16 protein-coding genes, 1 pseudogene and 1 CRISPR repeat array are annotated in these 16609 nt (G+C 43.6%); of the genes and pseudogenes, 3 read left to right on the top strand and 14 right to left on the bottom strand.

Going from position 1 to position 16609, the window contains the following annotated elements; genetic code table 11:
- The first annotated feature begins 106 nt into the window (after positions 1-106).
- On the top strand, positions 107-586 hold the full coding sequence (locus tag CEF20_RS01945) for a hypothetical protein (protein WP_100330249.1): 480 nt from the start codon (positions 107-109) through the stop codon (positions 584-586).
- Positions 587-720: 134 nt separating this feature from the next.
- On the opposite strand, the gene CEF20_RS01940 is transcribed toward CEF20_RS01945, so the two are convergent.
- The 5 genes from CEF20_RS01940 to CEF20_RS01920 all read right to left on the bottom strand — a co-directional run bounded on the left by CEF20_RS01940 (position 721) and on the right by CEF20_RS01920 (position 6662).
- Positions 721-2040, bottom strand: coding sequence for a short-chain fatty acid transporter (locus CEF20_RS01940; protein ID WP_100330248.1), 1320 nt, complete (start codon positions 2038-2040; stop codon positions 721-723).
- Between the two features lie 373 nt (positions 2041-2413).
- Positions 2414-2677, bottom strand: a complete 264-nt coding sequence (locus tag CEF20_RS01935; RefSeq protein ID WP_100330247.1) for a DUF2533 family protein — start codon at positions 2675-2677, stop codon at positions 2414-2416.
- Between the two features lie 53 nt (positions 2678-2730).
- Positions 2731-3237 (bottom strand): DUF1648 domain-containing protein, encoded by a 507-nt coding sequence (locus tag CEF20_RS01930; protein WP_100330246.1) that lies wholly within the window; start codon positions 3235-3237, stop codon positions 2731-2733.
- 302 nt (positions 3238-3539) lie between these two features.
- A CRISPR array of direct repeats spans positions 3540-4560; the repeat unit is 32 nt; unit sequence ATTTCAATCCACGCACTCATGTAGAGTGCGAC.
- Positions 4561-5067: 507 nt separating this feature from the next.
- Positions 5068-5253 (bottom strand): H-type small acid-soluble spore protein, encoded by a 186-nt coding sequence (locus CEF20_RS01925; protein WP_100330245.1) that lies wholly within the window; start codon positions 5251-5253, stop codon positions 5068-5070.
- Positions 5254-5600: 347 nt separating this feature from the next.
- Positions 5601-6662: a permease gene (locus CEF20_RS01920; protein WP_100330244.1), complete on the bottom strand. Its 1062-nt coding sequence runs from the start codon at positions 6660-6662 to the stop codon at positions 5601-5603.
- Positions 6663-6828: 166 nt separating this feature from the next.
- Here CEF20_RS01920 and selD point away from each other — a divergent pair, with 166 nt between their 5' ends.
- Positions 6829-7878 carry a selenide, water dikinase SelD gene (selD, locus tag CEF20_RS01915; RefSeq protein WP_100330243.1) on the top strand — a complete coding sequence of 350 codons (1050 nt, stop codon included), beginning with the start codon at positions 6829-6831 and terminating at the stop codon, positions 7876-7878.
- Positions 7879-7949: 71 nt separating this feature from the next.
- Complete coding sequence (gene mnmH / locus CEF20_RS01910; protein WP_100330242.1) at positions 7950-8990, top strand: tRNA 2-selenouridine(34) synthase MnmH; 1041 nt, start codon at positions 7950-7952, stop codon at positions 8988-8990.
- Between the two features lie 147 nt (positions 8991-9137).
- Here the strand turns inward: mnmH and CEF20_RS16950 are convergent, their stop codons facing one another.
- The 9 genes and pseudogenes from CEF20_RS16950 to CEF20_RS01870 form a co-directional block, all read right to left on the bottom strand.
- On the bottom strand, positions 9138-9386 hold the full coding sequence (locus CEF20_RS16950) for a hypothetical protein (RefSeq protein ID WP_232713334.1): 249 nt from the start codon (positions 9384-9386) through the stop codon (positions 9138-9140).
- Between the two features lie 31 nt (positions 9387-9417).
- Positions 9418-10227, bottom strand: coding sequence for a glycerophosphodiester phosphodiesterase (locus CEF20_RS01900; protein ID WP_100330240.1), 810 nt, complete (start codon positions 10225-10227; stop codon positions 9418-9420).
- Positions 10205-10960 (bottom strand): glycerophosphodiester phosphodiesterase, encoded by a 756-nt coding sequence (locus CEF20_RS01895; RefSeq protein ID WP_100330239.1) that lies wholly within the window; start codon positions 10958-10960, stop codon positions 10205-10207. The genes CEF20_RS01900 and CEF20_RS01895 overlap by 23 nt, the downstream gene beginning before the upstream one ends.
- A 52-nt stretch (positions 10961-11012) precedes the next feature.
- Entirely contained in the window at positions 11013-12353 is a 1341-nt protein-coding gene (locus CEF20_RS01890) for an ABC transporter substrate-binding protein (RefSeq protein WP_100330238.1), read from the bottom strand.
- A gap of 18 nt (positions 12354-12371) precedes the next feature.
- Complete coding sequence (locus CEF20_RS01885) at positions 12372-13190, bottom strand: carbohydrate ABC transporter permease (protein ID WP_100330237.1); 819 nt, start codon at positions 13188-13190, stop codon at positions 12372-12374.
- Positions 13187-14125: a carbohydrate ABC transporter permease gene (locus tag CEF20_RS01880; RefSeq protein WP_100330236.1), complete on the bottom strand. Its 939-nt coding sequence runs from the start codon at positions 14123-14125 to the stop codon at positions 13187-13189. The genes CEF20_RS01885 and CEF20_RS01880 overlap by 4 nt, the downstream gene beginning before the upstream one ends.
- On the bottom strand, positions 14122-15237 hold the full coding sequence (locus CEF20_RS01875; protein WP_100330235.1) for an ABC transporter ATP-binding protein: 1116 nt from the start codon (positions 15235-15237) through the stop codon (positions 14122-14124). The genes CEF20_RS01880 and CEF20_RS01875 overlap by 4 nt, the downstream gene beginning before the upstream one ends.
- Before the next feature lie 652 nt (positions 15238-15889).
- Complete coding sequence (locus CEF20_RS16945; RefSeq protein ID WP_408607796.1) at positions 15890-16057, bottom strand: zinc ribbon domain-containing protein; 168 nt, start codon at positions 16055-16057, stop codon at positions 15890-15892.
- Positions 16058-16096: 39 nt separating this feature from the next.
- Positions 16097-16455, bottom strand: a pseudogene (locus CEF20_RS01870) (IS200/IS605 family accessory protein TnpB-related protein); the annotation flags it as partial.
- Positions 16456-16609: the final 154 nt, after the last annotated feature.

Genomic DNA, 16609 nt, shown 5'->3' with positions numbered 1-16609 from the left:
AGGCTCCGTGATCTTCTGCGTTGACTTTTAGTCCCCCTTTCATTCTTGAAGAGGGGAGAGAAGGGGATCTTGCAAGCAGGATAAAGCTTGAAAAGGAGGGATGTTCATGTTTACTTTAGACGATATGGTAACCTTTGCTTGGGCTTTTTTCATCACATTGCCGGCTACTTTTTTAATTCATATAACAGGTCACGTTTTTTTTGCTAAGCTATTCGGGGCTAGAACTGAGCTAATTATCGGCAAAGGAAAAAAGCTCCTGAAGCTCGGCAAAATAGAAATTCGCCAGTTTTACTTCACAGATGCCGCCTGCATTTACGACAAGATTCGCAAAGAACGGCGCTGGAAGCATGCCCTTATTTATGCGGGAGGCTCCCTGTTCAATATTTTATCGATCATCATTGTCAATGGAATGATCTTGGCAGACATTTGGCCAAAGCACCTCTTCTTTTACCAATTTGTTTATTTTTCTATTTATTATGTGTTCTTTGCCCTTCTTCCAATTGACTACGGAGAGAATCATCCCAGCGACGGGAAAGCCATTTTCAGCGTTTTAAAATACGGAAAAACGTATAAAAAATTTGATTAAATGAATCACGCGCTCGGCGTTTGGATCTTTTTATTTCAAAGTTGAAAAATTATTCCGTTAAGCGAAGCATTGCACCGGCCATGAAATCGCTTTCGATTCCATGGCCGCATTTTTTGGTTACAACGGTCTGTCGATCACAAGAAAAACAGCCCGAGGGAAATCACCACACCGCTTACCAATAAAGTGATCAGACAAAATCCCATAATATCTTTCGCTTTAAGCCCCGCAATGGCCAGTGCCGGCAATGCCCAAAACGGCTGAATCATATTCGTCCATGCATCTCCCCATGCCACCGCCATAGCGGTTTTAGACAGGGAAACATCCATGGTTTGCGCCGCTTCAAGCATCACCGGTGCCTGCACGGCCCATTGCCCTCCGCCTGAAGGCACGAAGAAATTTACAAGACCGGCACTCCAAAAAACAAGCACATGAAAAGTATCCTCCGTGGAAATGGAGACGAACGCTTCCGAAAGCACATCCGCCAGCCCTGAAGATACCATAATGCCCATCAATCCCGCATAAAACGGAAATTGAATGATAATGCCGCTCCCTCCTTTCACCGCGTTTCCCACCGCTTCCAAAAAACGTTTCGGCGTACCGTGAAGAAGAATTCCCAGAAATAAAAAAATAAAATTAACGATATCCAAGTTAAGATTCAGTCCCTCTTCCTGCACATAAAAGATTAAGAACAAAAGCCCTAATAATCCTGTTGCCAGCGAGATCAGCCGGCTGTTTTCTAACCGGTCTGCGGGAGTCTTCTCCCTGGCGGCTGCCGTCCGCTCCACATCCTTCTCTTCCAGCAGCGACCGGTCAACCGCCACCGTTTGATCTTTCCCTGGCATCATCAGGCGGTTCATCACAGGAATTACTGCGAAAAGAGCCGCCACAATCACTAAATTATACGTTGAAAACAGTGTTTCGCTCGTTGGAACAACCCCGATCACCTTTTCCGAAAAATGCCCAGAAGTCGCTATCGTAAGCGGTACAGAGCCTGACAATCCCCCATGCCAAATCACAAATCCGCTATAAGCGCTAGCAATTAACAGCCTGTAATCCACCGCTTCCATTCTTTTCGCTATTTCTTTAGCGAACAAAGCGCCAATCACCAGTCCAAATCCCCAATTAATCCAGCATGCCGCTAAGGAAATCAGCGATACAAGAATAATCGCCTGCCCCGGCGATCGAGGGATGGAAGCCAGCTGTCCCAGTCCTTTTTTAAAAAGCGGACTGCTTGCCAGCGCATGTCCAGTAACCAGGACCAGCACCATCTGCATCGCAAAGGCCAGCAAATCCCAAAATCCGCCGCCCCAGTACTCCACTAATTGGGATGGCCCGCTGTCCGTCAGAAGCAGCGCTAATCCAGCAACAAAAAAAGTGAGAATGATTACGAAAATAAATGGATCCGGCAAATAGCGCTGCATCAATTTATTGAAAAACGATACAAGCCCCTTCATAATAACCCCTCCGCCTTTATAATTTATTTATTATTCTCAATTTTCTATATTCTTGAACACGCAATAAAATCCCTATTGAGCAAAAGAAACAAAAAAAAGCATACTAGCGGCGGCTGGATACAAAAAGGCAGGGATCCCCACTCTCATAAAAAGAACCTCCACACATCAAAGACTTTCTGTTATCCCCTGCAGCACCTTTGTCACCCGCATCTTGCAAGACCGAGCGAATCGAATAGGTAGGTTACATACTATCCTATTTTTATTTCAGATTCCCCACCCCATTCTAGAAGGAGAAAGCTTGCACGCGGAACAAAAAACGCCTTACGATTTCTCGTAAGGCGTTCAGCGAGCGAAACAGACTTTCACCCTTTTATCAGTTTTCTTGCAGCTTCTTCACATATTCACGCACCATTTCCTCTGTGACCCATTTACGGCTGGGAATCAGCCGATGGTTGGCCAAGCGATTGATTTGCTCCGTCACCTGATTAATGCGGTCCGTCGTAAACTCCCGGCCGGCTTTGCACAATTCCACCGCTTCTTCAATAAAATGCTCCCGCTTGTCATCCAACGCAATGAATTGCTGATAAAGCTGGTTTTGCTTTTGTGCATGCAGAGATATCTCTTTATGTACACTCACAGTTATCCCTCCTTTTCTCTATCATTCTAGCAAGGCCGGCCGCAGATGAGCCATTATTTAATCTTTTTTTGTTTAATAAGCCCAATCACGATAGGCCATCCCGTACTGACAATAATGACGGGGAGAAACCATTGATTTAGGTTTATCTTGTAGCCTAAAGCAATCAGAATGGTTGTAACTTGAATGAACGCAAAAAGGAGCAAGCAAATATTCTTGAGCTGATTTACGATCTTTCGGCTGTGCCGATAAAAGGCTTCAGCATTTGATTCATTAAAGCGGCGAGGGTAATTGTGCATTTCAGGATGTCTTTCCATTGCCGTCATCAAAAGAAGCAGAAATACTCCCGTTCCAGGAAGGATAAGCAGTTCCCACTTTGATCCCCATCTGTTTACTTCCCCAGAGAAGCCATAATGGGCAGGCACCTTTTCTGGAAGGTTCCCCCAAACGATGAACAGAAACAAGATGGAGGCAAAGAAAAAGAAGAAGCCTATAATATCCCATATCCATTCGCTTTTCGTTTTAGGGATTTTGATTTCTGGACGCTGCCAATAATTCGACATCTTTTTCTCCTCCTCATAAGCTATAGCTGTTTTCATCCATCCCTTTATAGGAATGTGGCAACCGGCGTTGGGATTGACTTTTTTTCTCCAGTCATAGTTTCATATGCGCTCCGCGTTCTTATAGGAGATAAATTGCAGAAAATACAAGTTGCTGGAATGTCCGCGCTATGCTGAATATTTTTAAGAATCTATGGTTTTATATTGAACAGGGGTCAGATACTCAAGCGTGCCGTGAATTGGGAAGGGGTACGCCAGTGTAGATAATCTGATAATTCCACTTTTACTAGTATTAAAGCAGGCTCATTTCAATCCACGCACTCATGTAGAGTGCGACCCGAGCCAACCTCCCGCCGTCTAACTCAACAGCAATTTCAATCCACGCTCTCATGTAGAGTGCGACTGGGATTGATCGTTCTTATTATTCTAAAATCGAATTTCAATCCACGCACTCATGTAGAGTGCGACATAAACATTGATCCATTTTTCTTGCCGATGATTTATTTCAATCCACGCACTCATGTAGAGTGCGACGGCTAAGAGCGCCGTAAATAAAAACGTGCGAATCATTTCAATCCACGCACTCATGTAGAGTGCGACCGGCTGCCAGGTTGCAGTACAAAAACACAAAAACCATTTCAATCCACGCACTCATGTAGAGTGCGACGCGTGTATAGGCTGTATCGCTGTTTGCTTCCGGATTTCAATCCACGCACTCATGTAGAGTGCGACCACAACCCATTCGTTGCCGCGATCCGCCCGCACATATTTCAATCCACGCACTCATGTAGAGTGCGACATCAACCCTCCTTTTTTTCTTGTAAGTTAGCAATATTTCAATCCACGCACTCATGTAGAGTGCGACTTATGGTTCAGCCCGTCTTAATTGATTCAGTTATATTTCAATCCACGCACTCATGTAGAGTGCGACGTATTACCAGTCGACGAACGGTCAAGCCCAGAGTATTTCAATCCACGCACTCATGTAGAGTGCGACTTTAGTAAGAAAAGATGCTGCTGAAAAAACTATATTTCAATCCACGCACTCATGTAGAGTGCGACATTGATGTACGACTCTATGCCGTCTTACTATCGCATTTCAATCCACGCACTCATGTAGAGTGCGACCATGTTCAGAGCCTAATTCTTGAATAAGAAAATAATTTCAATCCACGCACTCATGTAGAGTGCGACATTGATGTACGACTCTATGCCGTCTTACTATCGCATTTCAATCCACGCACTCATGTAGAGTGCGACCATGTTCAGAGCCTAATTCTTGAATAAGAAAATAATTTCAATCCACGCACTCATGTAGAGTGCGACGGCGATTTTGGCTTGAAATGGGGGTGAATCGACATTTTTCACCAAAATTCGCTACTTTTCTTTAAAAGACAGGGTATAAATTTATAATAAGTTGAAGAAAAAGGAAAAAACATCTTAGAATTCGGGTGCGAATGTCCCTGGGATTTTATGTGCGCTTATGGTTCGCACTAAGCAAGAACGTTAGAAAGCGGAAAGTGCTGTTCCTTTTTTATTTGACTATTGCTGATAGGGTTATGTTTTTATAATATCAGGCCGGCTTGGAAAACTGAAGAGGTCTACGCATTTCTGTTCAGTAATTTTTATTTTTCTGGATACGGAGCCGTTTTTTGGGGATTTTAACTTTGGCTGAGAATATTAGGGTATTGTTTTGTATTTGTATCCGTTCTTTCTAGCATTTCATCCAGCTTTCGCTTATTGCTTCGAGATAGGAGGGGCTGGCTGTTTGGGTGACACGTCTTGCAGAATGAAAAAGAAACCCGCTCTGCCTAAGCAGAACAGGCTTCCTTGTTAATCCTCCGCTTCCACTAAATCAGCAATCGCCACCTGCGTTCTTTCTTCAAGCGGGCCTCTTAAATGAACAGTGGCCATTTTTTCATCTTCATGCAATTGATCGATCCAGACGGAGGCCCCTTGAAATTTCACATCAATATCAGCAGAAGATGAAACGATTTGTTTGGCGCGTTTTAGATCCATATTGCTTCCCTCCCATTAAAGTCATCAACTTAGGTTGTGAATTTATTAAAGATTTATACAGCGAGGCCGCCTTTTTTTAGGTTACACATCTTAGTTGAAAATTAGGCAAGACTCCTTGTCTATTAATAAATGAGAGGTGTTCAAATACTTTCAAACAGCTTACTGCTTGAAAAGCAAGAAAAAATGATAAAATCCTTGGCACTATATGCAGCGTCTCTTCTTATACACGTATCCGTTCTTCCCCGCTTCATTTAAAAACAGCGAAGAGCCAATAAACGCGCAAGTATATCAAATGGACGGAATGCTATATTTTCTGGAATCGCCAAGTACTGACGAACATTCCCCTGCTATAAAATGGCTTTGCCGACTAAGCCGCTAACTACCCCGAGAATAATGACTGAAGCAGCCACGAATAATAAGACTTTCTTCGGAAAGGACTTAGCTACCATTATTAAAGAAGGCAAACTGACGGCCGGTAATGTAATCAGCAAGGCTGCAGCTGGTCCTGCTCCAAGGCCAAGAGAAAGAAATGCTTGGATAATTGGAATTTCGGCGGCCGTTGGAATCACAAACAGCGTTCCCGCCACTGCAAATAAAATGATCGCCAGTAAACTGTTCGCAGCTGTTTCACTCAATTGCGGGAATAGCCAAACACGGCCCGCTCCTAGGAGCAAGACGGATACAACATATGCCGGCACAATGTAAAGCAGCATGCTACCCATGCTTTTGAACCATCTGGATAAAAAGCTACCCTTAAGTTCGGTCTCAGCGACGAGTTGATCAATATTGACGGACTGGCGTTCTTTCACTAAACGATTCGCTATATAGCTGACCCCAAAAGTTAAAAGCAGCCCGAATACAAGACGAATGACGGTAAATTCCCAAGACAATACGAAAGCCATAAAAACCAGGGTCGCTGGATTGATCATGGGGTTTCCGATCCAATAGGCCAATGCTGCTCCGATCGATACTTGCTTTTTCCGAAGTCCAACAGCGATGGGTGCGGCACAGCAAGTGCACATCATACTTGGAACCGAAGCTGCTCCAGCAATCGCTGTGCTGCCAAATGAGGCTTTTCCGAGGAACTTCAGAAGCCATTGTGTCGGCAGCAAGACTTGAAGTAAGGACCCGAGCAGAACTCCTAAGATCGCTGCTTTCCAAACAGATTGGAAATAAACAGCGGCATAATCCAAAGCCGCTTGCCAGGAAGGCGCCGTCTCCGACAGATCTCCTAAAATGGATGAGCCGATCGAATGCGTAGTCGCGGCCGTAATCGTTTTGTTGTAATAAGGCCACCATTTTACATAAAGCAATCCAACAGCTGCAATCAATAAAAACGCCCCGACAAGCCAAAGGACTTTTTTATGATTCGCAGGCTGAGGCTGCGGTGGCAAATCTAATTGTGACATGGTAACCTCCTATGATGATTATTTTCAGACATAATATTATAACATAATTCACTGGTTTCCATTGGATAATTCCTCAAAATTCCACTTTCGTTGTACAATAAATTTCGCTTTACGAACAGATTGTTCTATAATATATATATCAATTGCATAGAAAGGTTGTTTTCTCATGGCAGAAACGAATCAAATTAAGCTTACCTCACTTTCTTCAAAAGGGGGCTGCGGCTGTAAAATCGGGCCTGCTGATTTAGTTCAAGTATTAAGAGAGTTGCCGCCCGCCGCACCGAATCCCGATGTATTAGTTGGTTTAGATACAAGTGATGATGCAGGTGTATACCGTTTGAACGATGATTTAGCCATTGTTCAGACCGTTGACTTCTTCACTCCGATTGTTGATGACCCTTATTCATTCGGACAAGTGGCTGCCGCGAATGCTATCAGTGATATTTATGCAATGGGAGGAAAACCGCTTACCGCATTAAATATTGTGGCGTTTCCGATCTCTTCACTAGACAAGAACATTTTGACTGAGATTTTGCGCGGAGCTGGAGATAAATTGCAGGAAGCAGGTGCCACATTAGTGGGCGGTCACTCTATTGATGATAAAGAGCCGAAATTCGGGTTGGCCGTTACGGGGATCATCCATCCGGAGAAAATCCGGACAAATGCTGGGGCCAAACCAGGAGATCAGCTGATTCTAACGAAACCAATCGGCGTCGGTATCACTACTACTTCCATTAAACGCGGACTGGTCACAGAAGAAGAAATCGCCAATGTCACAAAAGTGATGGCAACATTAAATAAAACAGCTGCTGAAACGATGGCATCTTACAATATCCATGCATGTACGGACGTAACAGGCTTCGGATTACTCGGCCACTCATTGGAAATGGCGAAAGGAAGCCGTACTGGCCTCAGCATTTATAAAGATCAAGTCCCTGTGCTGCCCAGAGTAAGAGAACTGGCTGAAGCGGGCGCGGTGCCAGGCGGAACAAAAAATAATTTTGCCCATATAAAAGAAGATGTAACTTTCCCGACAGCGATGGACCAAATCGATCAATGGATTTTATGCGATGCGGTCACTTCCGGAGGGCTATTAATGGCTGTCTCCAGCGAAGACGCCAAGAGCTTGCTGTCTGATTTACAGTCAGCTGGCGTAGCAGCGGCGGTCATTGGAGAAGTGACGGAAGAACATCCCGGACATATCACCGTGTTGTAATTCATGAAAAAACGGCACAGCAGCCGACTTTTTCAATGAGCATCTCGCGCAAGCAGAAAGGCTGGAATAGAATGTTTAAAGATATTTCAATAGAGCAGTTACTCTCATTGAAGGATCAAGGCAAAATTAATATGATTGATGTGAGATCACCATCTGAATATAAAGAGGCTACCATTCCCGGCAGCTTAAATATCCCGTTCTTTGACGATAAAGAAAGAGCGGAAATCGGAACATTGTACAAGCAAGTAAGCCCGCAAGCAGCGAAGGAGCGCGGCCTTGAAATCGTTTCAGCGAAATTGCCTGCGTTCGTGAAGGAGTTTGCCCGGATTCCAGGCGAAAAGTCCGTATTTTGCTGGCGCGGCGGCATGAGAAGCCGCACCACAGCCACTGTTCTTTCTTTAATGGGCATCTCGGTTCTTCGCCTGAAAGGAGGCTACCGCGCCTATCGGCAATGGGTCGTAGAGCAGCTCTGCGCATTAGATATCAAGCAACGCGTCTATGTGATCAACGGAAATACAGGATCAGGCAAAACTGCCTTGCTTCATCGCCTTCGGCAGGAAGGGTTCCCGGTCATTGACCTCGAGGGTCTTGCGAATCATAGAGGCTCCATATTCGGACAAATTGGCTTGCAGCCCCATAACCAAAAAACATTTGATGCCTTGCTGACCGAAGAATTGAAACGATTCCAATCCTCTCCTTACCTTCTGCTTGAAGGGGAAAGCAAACGAATCGGAAAAGTGACGCTTCCTGATCAGTTAATGAAAGCAAAAGAACAAGGAACTCAGCTGGTGATTGATATGCCCATTGAAGAAAGAATCATCCACATATTGGAAGACTATCAGCCGTGGGATTACAAACAAGAATGTTTAGAGGCATTCCGCCGAATCAAAAGACGCATTCATACCCCCATCGCTAAGCAAATTGAATCCGATTTGGAAGCAGACTGCTTTGCTTCTGCAGTAAAGCTGCTGCTCGAATACTATTATGATCCCTTATACGAACATTCGACGAATCAATATGACGAGGACCGAATCGTCACAATACAAGCCCACAACACCGGCGAAGCGGTCGAAGCCATTCGCGAGTATCTTACAACAATCACACAGCACTAAACGCTTAGTTTCCCTATTCGGGATTGTGGCTATAGCCCACCACCTCCTGAAAGTAGCCGGCATCCGTCAGCTGCTTTCAGAGAAATAGCGGAAACCGCCAAAAAGAGGTGGAGAAAAACGAGTCGTTTATCTCCACCCTCTTTTATTTTAAGGACTGATTGGACGGCCCCTATAAAAAACATATACCATTATCTTAATTACATTTTTTATTACTTTGTCTTGAAATTTATATATTTTTCTTTTTTCTAATAGATTAATACTTTTATTTTTAATAAATCTATTCCCCCAACCCCTTTTTATTGCTGGAACTATTCTATCCCCCTTGAAACAATGGCTGCTTTTACTAAGCTTTCCTGTCACTTCTTCATTTCTTCCCTTTTTAAAAAGCTGTCTCACAGCCGGAAGACCGACTTGTGAGACAGCTTTATTAGCGCTGAAATAATGCTTTTGTATAACGGACGTTGTTGGTGAAGTAACCGTCTATATTGAAATGGCTTATTCTTTTTTGCTCCGCTTTTTCCCGGTTCCTTTGATTGAAAAAGACATGGATCTCTTTTCCTGCTTGATGAAGCGCTTCAACCGTCTTCTGGCTGACATGGCGGGATTCTAAACCAATCGTTGGATACGGGCTGTGAATCGCTTCCTTCAAAGAAAATTTCTTCGTTCGATATAATTGCACGAACGGCAAATTCGGGGCTAATCGTTTCATCTCATGTAAACTGGCGGAATCAAACGACTGAACCATCACTCGCTGGCTGTTCAATAAGCGATGCTTTTTTAACAGGCGGACAAGCTCTTTCTCCATTTGAGGCCGGTTTCGGACAAGTCTAGTTTCAATATAATAACGCGGCAGATCACCAAAAGTTTGGAACACTTCTTCAAGGGTTGGAATCGGAGCCGTATGCTTGGGCGAAACCGATTGAAACTGCGACAGCTCCTTCCACGTCATGTCCTCAACTTTTCCTTTGCCTGTTGTTGTCCTTTCAATCGTCTCATCATGCATCGGAACGAGCACTCCATCTTTGGTCATCCGCAAATCAATCTCAATCCAATCCGCCCCATCTTGTATGGATTGCCTGTAGGCTTGGATCGTATGCTCATTCCATTGATCGACAGCTCCGCGATGGGCAAAGATTTCTGGCGGCGCGGATCGGCTTACTTCCTTTTCTTTTCCAAATATAATTATAGCGCATAATACCGCCAAAACCGCACTGCTAATCAGGAATGTTTGTTTCATCTTTCACGCGCAATGCGATGTCCGGATGATCCGTCATCACCGTATCAATATTGCTTAGAAAAGCTTCTTTCATCATTTGCTCCTCATTGATGGTCCAAGCGCGTAACCGGGAAACTAACTCCGGCGCTCCATACGGTTCCGATCGCAAAATATGCTGATTAATATGCAATGCATCCAACTGAAAGGTCTGCATGTAATCTTCCGGCTGGGGAACGAAATCGTTGATTAGCCAAGCAATATGGGCTTCTGAATCGAGCTGCCGCAATCTGATTAAAGTCGGCAGATGAAAGGAAGAAAATATAATTTGCTGATGACAATGAAACGGTTTTAAACAGTCCAGCACTTTTTCTTCAATGGTCGGATAACGAAAAACACTGGTTTTCAGTTCAATGTTCAAATACGCATGCGGAAATTCTTGATGCAATTGCAGGACTTCTGTTAACGTCGGAATTCGTTCCTCCTTCCAGTCCTGCTGAAAATTCGGATGCTCCTGAAATACAGCTCCTGCACTGTATTCCTTTAATTCTTGAAGAGTGTGATCCTTAACAAATCCGGATCCGTCCGTTGTCCGATTCAACTGTTCGTCGTGGATGACGACCAGTTCACCGTCTTTTGTCAGCTGCACGTCAAACTCTAATCCATCAACTTGCAGTTCTAACGCCTTGCGAAAACTTAGCAATGTATTCTCTGGGTATTGGCCTTTCCAACCTCGATGAGCAAATATTTTTGTCATAGTAATCCTCCTGCAAAAAAAGGAGGCAGCTGCCTCCCTCTTCTTCTATCTATTATTCACCGCGTGCGGCATTCGCTTGTTCAATAGCGGCGTTTACTTGCTCGACAGCAGATTTAAATGCTTTATCCGCGTCTTCTCCGTTATATACACTTTCCAAAGCTGTTTCCATAATTTTTCGTTCTTCAGGAATCATATCCATCAAAGCTCCTTGTGTTGCGAAAGAGGATTTTGATGACTGCAATTGCTCAATGGCTACTTTCAATTGCGGCATTTCTTTATGCGCTTTTTTCGCTACATCTACGTCATAGGCCTTCGGATTAATTGCGAAGTAACCAGTGCCTACATGCCATTTTGCTTGCACTTCTGGTGTCTGCAAATACTTCATGAAATCCCATGCTGCTTTTTGTTCTTCAGCGGGCTTGCCTTTTGACATCCATAAGCTAGCTCCGCCGATCACGACACCTTCGCGTTCTGCATCTTTAGGATATGGAATATAAGCTGAACCTACTTCAAACGAAGCATTATCCACCACATCGCGCAAAGCAGCAGAGGATTGCATAAACATCGCTACATCTCCCGCTAAGAAACCAGCTATCATATTGTCACCATTTGTGCCGTAATTAGCAAATGTTTTGTCTTTATTCATTCGTTCAACCCATTCAAAAATGGATTTTCCTTTTTCATCAAAAGCCACTTTTGTCGCAGTTTTAGAGCGGCCGTTATCATTGTTCAATAATTCTCCGCCTTGGTTAGCAAGCAGCTCTTCGAATAACCATCCGTACGCTTGCAGAGCAAAGCCTTTCATCTTCGGATTGCTTTCTACAATTTTTTTAGAAAACTCTTCTACCTCTTCAAATGTTGCTGGCGCTTTTTCCGGATCTAGCCCCGCTTTTTTGAAGGCATCCTTATTGTAATAAAGCACTGGTGTTGAAGAGTTAAACGGCATAGAATAAAACTTTCCATCCACATTATAATAATTGACGATATTTTCTTCCAATTGCTTCATGTCATAGTTTTCTTCATCGATAAACTTTTGAATCGGTTCAATCTTGCCGCTGTTGATCATGGCCATTGTACCAACTTCCTGCACCTGCACCATTGTCGGCGCTGCATCTGAACCGGCTACGCTTTGAAACTTAGGCAACGACTCTTCGTAGGTGCCTTGATACTCGGCATTGACCTGAACTTTGTCTTGCGATTCGTTATATTCTTTCACAATCTCATCCAGCGATTCTTGCGCTTTACCTCCCATAGAGTGCCAGAAGGTCACGACCGTTTTGCCATCTTTAGTTTTTTGCGGCTCACCTGCATTGGCTTTTTCTTCTTTTGAACCACAAGCGGCTAATACAACAAGCAGAACAGATAATCCGATGAATAAAAGCATCTTTTTCATATGAACACATCCTTTTCCTTATTTAATAGCACCCTCTGTAAGACCTTTTTGGAGCTGCTTTTGGCCTAAGAATAATAAAAGCAAAGTTGGAATGGCAACGATCACGGCACCAGCCATCATCACTCCCCATTCGTTCATCTGTTCTTGAGACTGAAGCTGCTTCAAACCAATTTGCACGGTTCGGACCGTGTCATCAGTCGTAGCCAACAGCGGCCATAAGTACATATTCCATGCGCTTAAAAAGCCGTATACCCCCAATGTCACCAGACTTGTTTTAGCCGTAGGCAAGACAACCGTTAAATAAAAGCGAAAGTCTCCCATGCCGACAATTTCACTGGCTTCCTTTAATTCATAGGGAATTTGCTTAAAGTTCTGCCGAAGCAAGAACGTTCCAAACGCTGTGGCCAAAAACGGCAAAGCTAATCCGCTATAGGTATTTAATAAACCGGCATCCCGAATTGTTTGGAAGTTCGGAATGATGGACGCTTCAAACGGGATCATCATCGTCGCCAGGAATAGGAAGAACAGAGCATTTCTCCCTTTGAATTTCAGAAAAACAAAGGCATAGGCGGCCAAGCTGGCAACAATCAATTGGCCCATCATAATAACCAGCGAAACAATGAAGCTATTAATTAAATAGGACCATAATGGAAACCGTTCAAATGCTAATATGTAGTTATCAAACGTCAGCTTTGGCGAAAAGAAGTTTCCAGAAAAGATATCTTCATTGGACATAAAGCTTAACCAAAAAGCGAGGATAGTTGGCGCAAAAACCACAACCCCCATCACTGTCAGCAAGAAGTAAGTGAGAACCTTGCGATACAGCGGCATGCTCATTGATAATGCACCTTCCTTTCACCCAGCTTAAATTGCACGAATGTCAGCAGCAAAATGATGATGAAAAGAATTACTGCTTTTGTACTTGCCAGACCGTATTGATAATTTACAAAAGCATCCCGATAAATAGAATAGACAATCAGGTTGGTAGAGTTTTGCGGTCCGCCTTTTGTAAGCATGTCAATCTGGCCGAATGTTTGAAAGGCATTGATCAATGTGACAGTGACAACGAAAAACAGCGTCGGTGACAGCATTGGAATCGTAATTCTTCTCAGCTGATACCAGTAGCTCGCCCCATCAATTTGCGCACTTTCATATAAATAGCTGTGAATCGACTGCAATCCGCCGAGTAATATTAAAAAGGTAAAGCCTGTATTCATCCAAATCGTCGATAGCGAAACGGAAAACAGCGACCATTGCGGATCGGTCAGCCAGGCGATCGTGTCCAGCCCCATCCATTGTAAAATCTGATTCAATCCCCCGATGGTCGGATGAAACAGAAACAGCCAAAACACGGAAGCGGCGGCCGTTGAGATCCCCATGGATGAGGAGAAAATTGTTCGGTATACGCCGACTCCTTTAAGCTTTTCATTCGCCAAAAGGGCCAGAAACAGACTGAAGATAATCGTCGGCGGCACGGTGTATAACACGAATAAGCCCGTCACCTTCATACTGTTTAAGAAAAGCGGAGAGGTCAGCGTTTCGATGTAATTTTTCAACCCGACAAAAAGGGTCGTTTCCCCGCTGCTGTTCGTTAAAAACAGACTTAAATAAACGGTCTTTACCATCGGATAAAATAAAAACACACCGAATAGCAATAACGAAGGCAGCAAAAACAAGAATCCCTTGAATAATCGGATGGCGGCTTCTTTTCTCTTGATGCTGCGGACATCGACTTTATTCACGGTTGTATTTGTTAAAGATGCTTCACTCATACGCTCACCATTGCCCCATTCCCATTCGTTTGTTGTGCGGAACGGATCAGCTCACCTGATTCAGTGTGAAAAAACAGCAGATGCTCTTCTCCGATATGAAGTGAGACGGTCTCATTGCTTTGAATTAAATGCTGTCCGATCCATTTTGCTGTCCACAGCTGTTCCCCTGCTGCAAATGTCAAGAGCGTTTCATTTCCTAACTGCTCCACATTCACCGTCTCAAGCTGATGCGATGGCAGCATCCCCGTTGCCGGCGTTAAATGCTCCGGACGAATGCCTACCGTTAGCGGTTCATTTTGCGGCAGTGCATGAACTGTCTGATCTGAAAGTAGCACTTCATATTCGTTTTCAATCAACAGAACATTTCCTTTCAGCACAGCTGATCCTAAATTCATCCGCGGCGAGCCAATAAATGAAGCAACAAACAAATTAGCCGGCTCGTTATATAATTCAATCGGATTGCCGACCTGCTGGATTTTGCCGTCATTCAGCACCATAATCCGGTCGCCCATTGTCATTGCCTCAATTTGATCATGAGTGACATAGATCATGGTTAAGCCAAGCTGCCGCTGTAGCCGGCGGATTTCCGTTCTCATTTGCGCACGCAATTTGGCATCCAGGTTGGATAGTGGTTCGTCCATCAAACACAGCGGCGCATCGCTGACTACCGCGCGAGCGAGCGCTACCCGCTGGCGCTGTCCTCCGGATAATTGGCGCGGCTTGCGCTTTAAATAATCGGTTAACCCCATCATATCTGCTGCTTTAATTAGCCGCTTTTTCTGCTCCTCTTTCGATACTCTTTTCGCCTTTAGCCCAAACAAGATGTTTTGCTCGACCGTCAAATGCGGATACAAGGCATAGTTTTGAAAAACCATCGATAAATTCCGCTGCTTTGGAGGCAAGTGATTGACTTCTTGACCATTCATGCGCAGCGTACCGCCTGATATCTCCTCCAAGCCGGCAATCATTCTCAGCAATGTGCTTTTCCCCGAACCCGAAGGACCGACCAGTACGAAAAACTCCCCTTCTTCTATCGTTACATCGATCCCATTTAACACATAGTGTTTTTGGTCATAGGATTTCGAAAGATTCTCAATTTCAATTTTGCTCACGTTATCTGTCCTCCTCTCAATGGATATTTAATCACATTATTTCGACAAACACCGCATTTTTTATACGATTTAACATTTATTAAGACTGCATTAACATTTCCTACATTTACAATTTACAATCTCAACAAAAAAAGGCCAGACAGTCGCAGAATCTGTTAAAAAAGTATACTTATCTATAAATATTTGGAAGAAAAATAGTTGAACATATCCTTTTGAACATCCATTTATAGTGAGATTAATTATTCAAGGAATGTAATAATCTTTGCAAAAGGAATCATCACTTCCAATCAGCAGGGGGCAAAGTGATTAGTAAAAGATGCAAGTGCCGCTGGTTTCAGCTTTGCAGCCGGCTTTGAATGAGAAAAAATTCAAGCACGAGGCCTTCACAATTTTCGCTGAATATAAAGAGCAAGAAGTCTATTTATTCAGCAGAGGCCAGATGTACATTTGATTGCAAACGGGTGCTATTGAGGAAGTGTGTGACTATCCATGTTCAATTGAGACTCCCACGTCTAAAGACGCAAGCCCTAAACCTTACGGTTAAACGGGTGGGATTCTTGAATGACTAAGCGTTCGCAGTCCATTTCTGTTTTGAACAGCCTTCAAGATGAGGGCATCTCATTGCCCCTCATAGGGCAGAACCTATAGTTCCCTATGCTGATTGACTATTACCATCAATCACAGGTGCACATCGAATATTCATAGCACCTACTAGATCACGATGTATCTCGAATCCGCATTTACACTTGTATTTGCGGTCTTGTGCTTTGTTCTTTTCAGAACAGTTAGGACATGTTTGACTCGTATAAACAGGATTCACATATTCAACCTTAATGCCTTCTAACTTGGCCTTGTACTCAATAAATGAGATAGACGATAAAAAGACCATGTATGCAAATTCTTTTCGTTTTTACGACTTGTTCTTGTCGTCTGTCTGATATTCGCTAATTGTTCTAAACGAATGACAGAGATTTCATTTTCTTTAGCAAAATTAACAATCGCACGACTTACTTTATGGTCTTGATCTTTCATCCAACGCTGTTCCTTGTTTTTTGAACTGCGGATAGCATTTAATTTTTTCTTTTTGCCTAATGCTTTACGAACAGAACGAAACTTTCTCTTTTTATATTTATTCTGTCTGCCGTTACCAAAGAAACGCACTTTTCCGTCATCAGTTACTGCAACAGCCGGAACTTTTAAACCTAAGTCAACTCCCATAACCTTGAATCCCGTTTTTTGAGGAGTAGGCGTAGTGACAGAAATTTGTGCGATCCATTTATTTGACTTTTTCGTGATACGCAATGTGCCTAACTTATGTTTCAGCAAATTGAAATTTCGATTTTCCTTATCAATTAATAAAGCCCGAATAGGC

It is taken from the genome of Bacillus xiapuensis, from assembly GCF_002797355.1.
GTDB classification, from domain to species: Bacteria; Bacillota; Bacilli; order Bacillales; family Domibacillaceae; genus Bacillus_CE; species Bacillus_CE xiapuensis.
The sequence above is the reverse complement of the archived record's forward strand: the minus strand, read 5'-3'. Positions and strand labels throughout refer to the sequence as shown.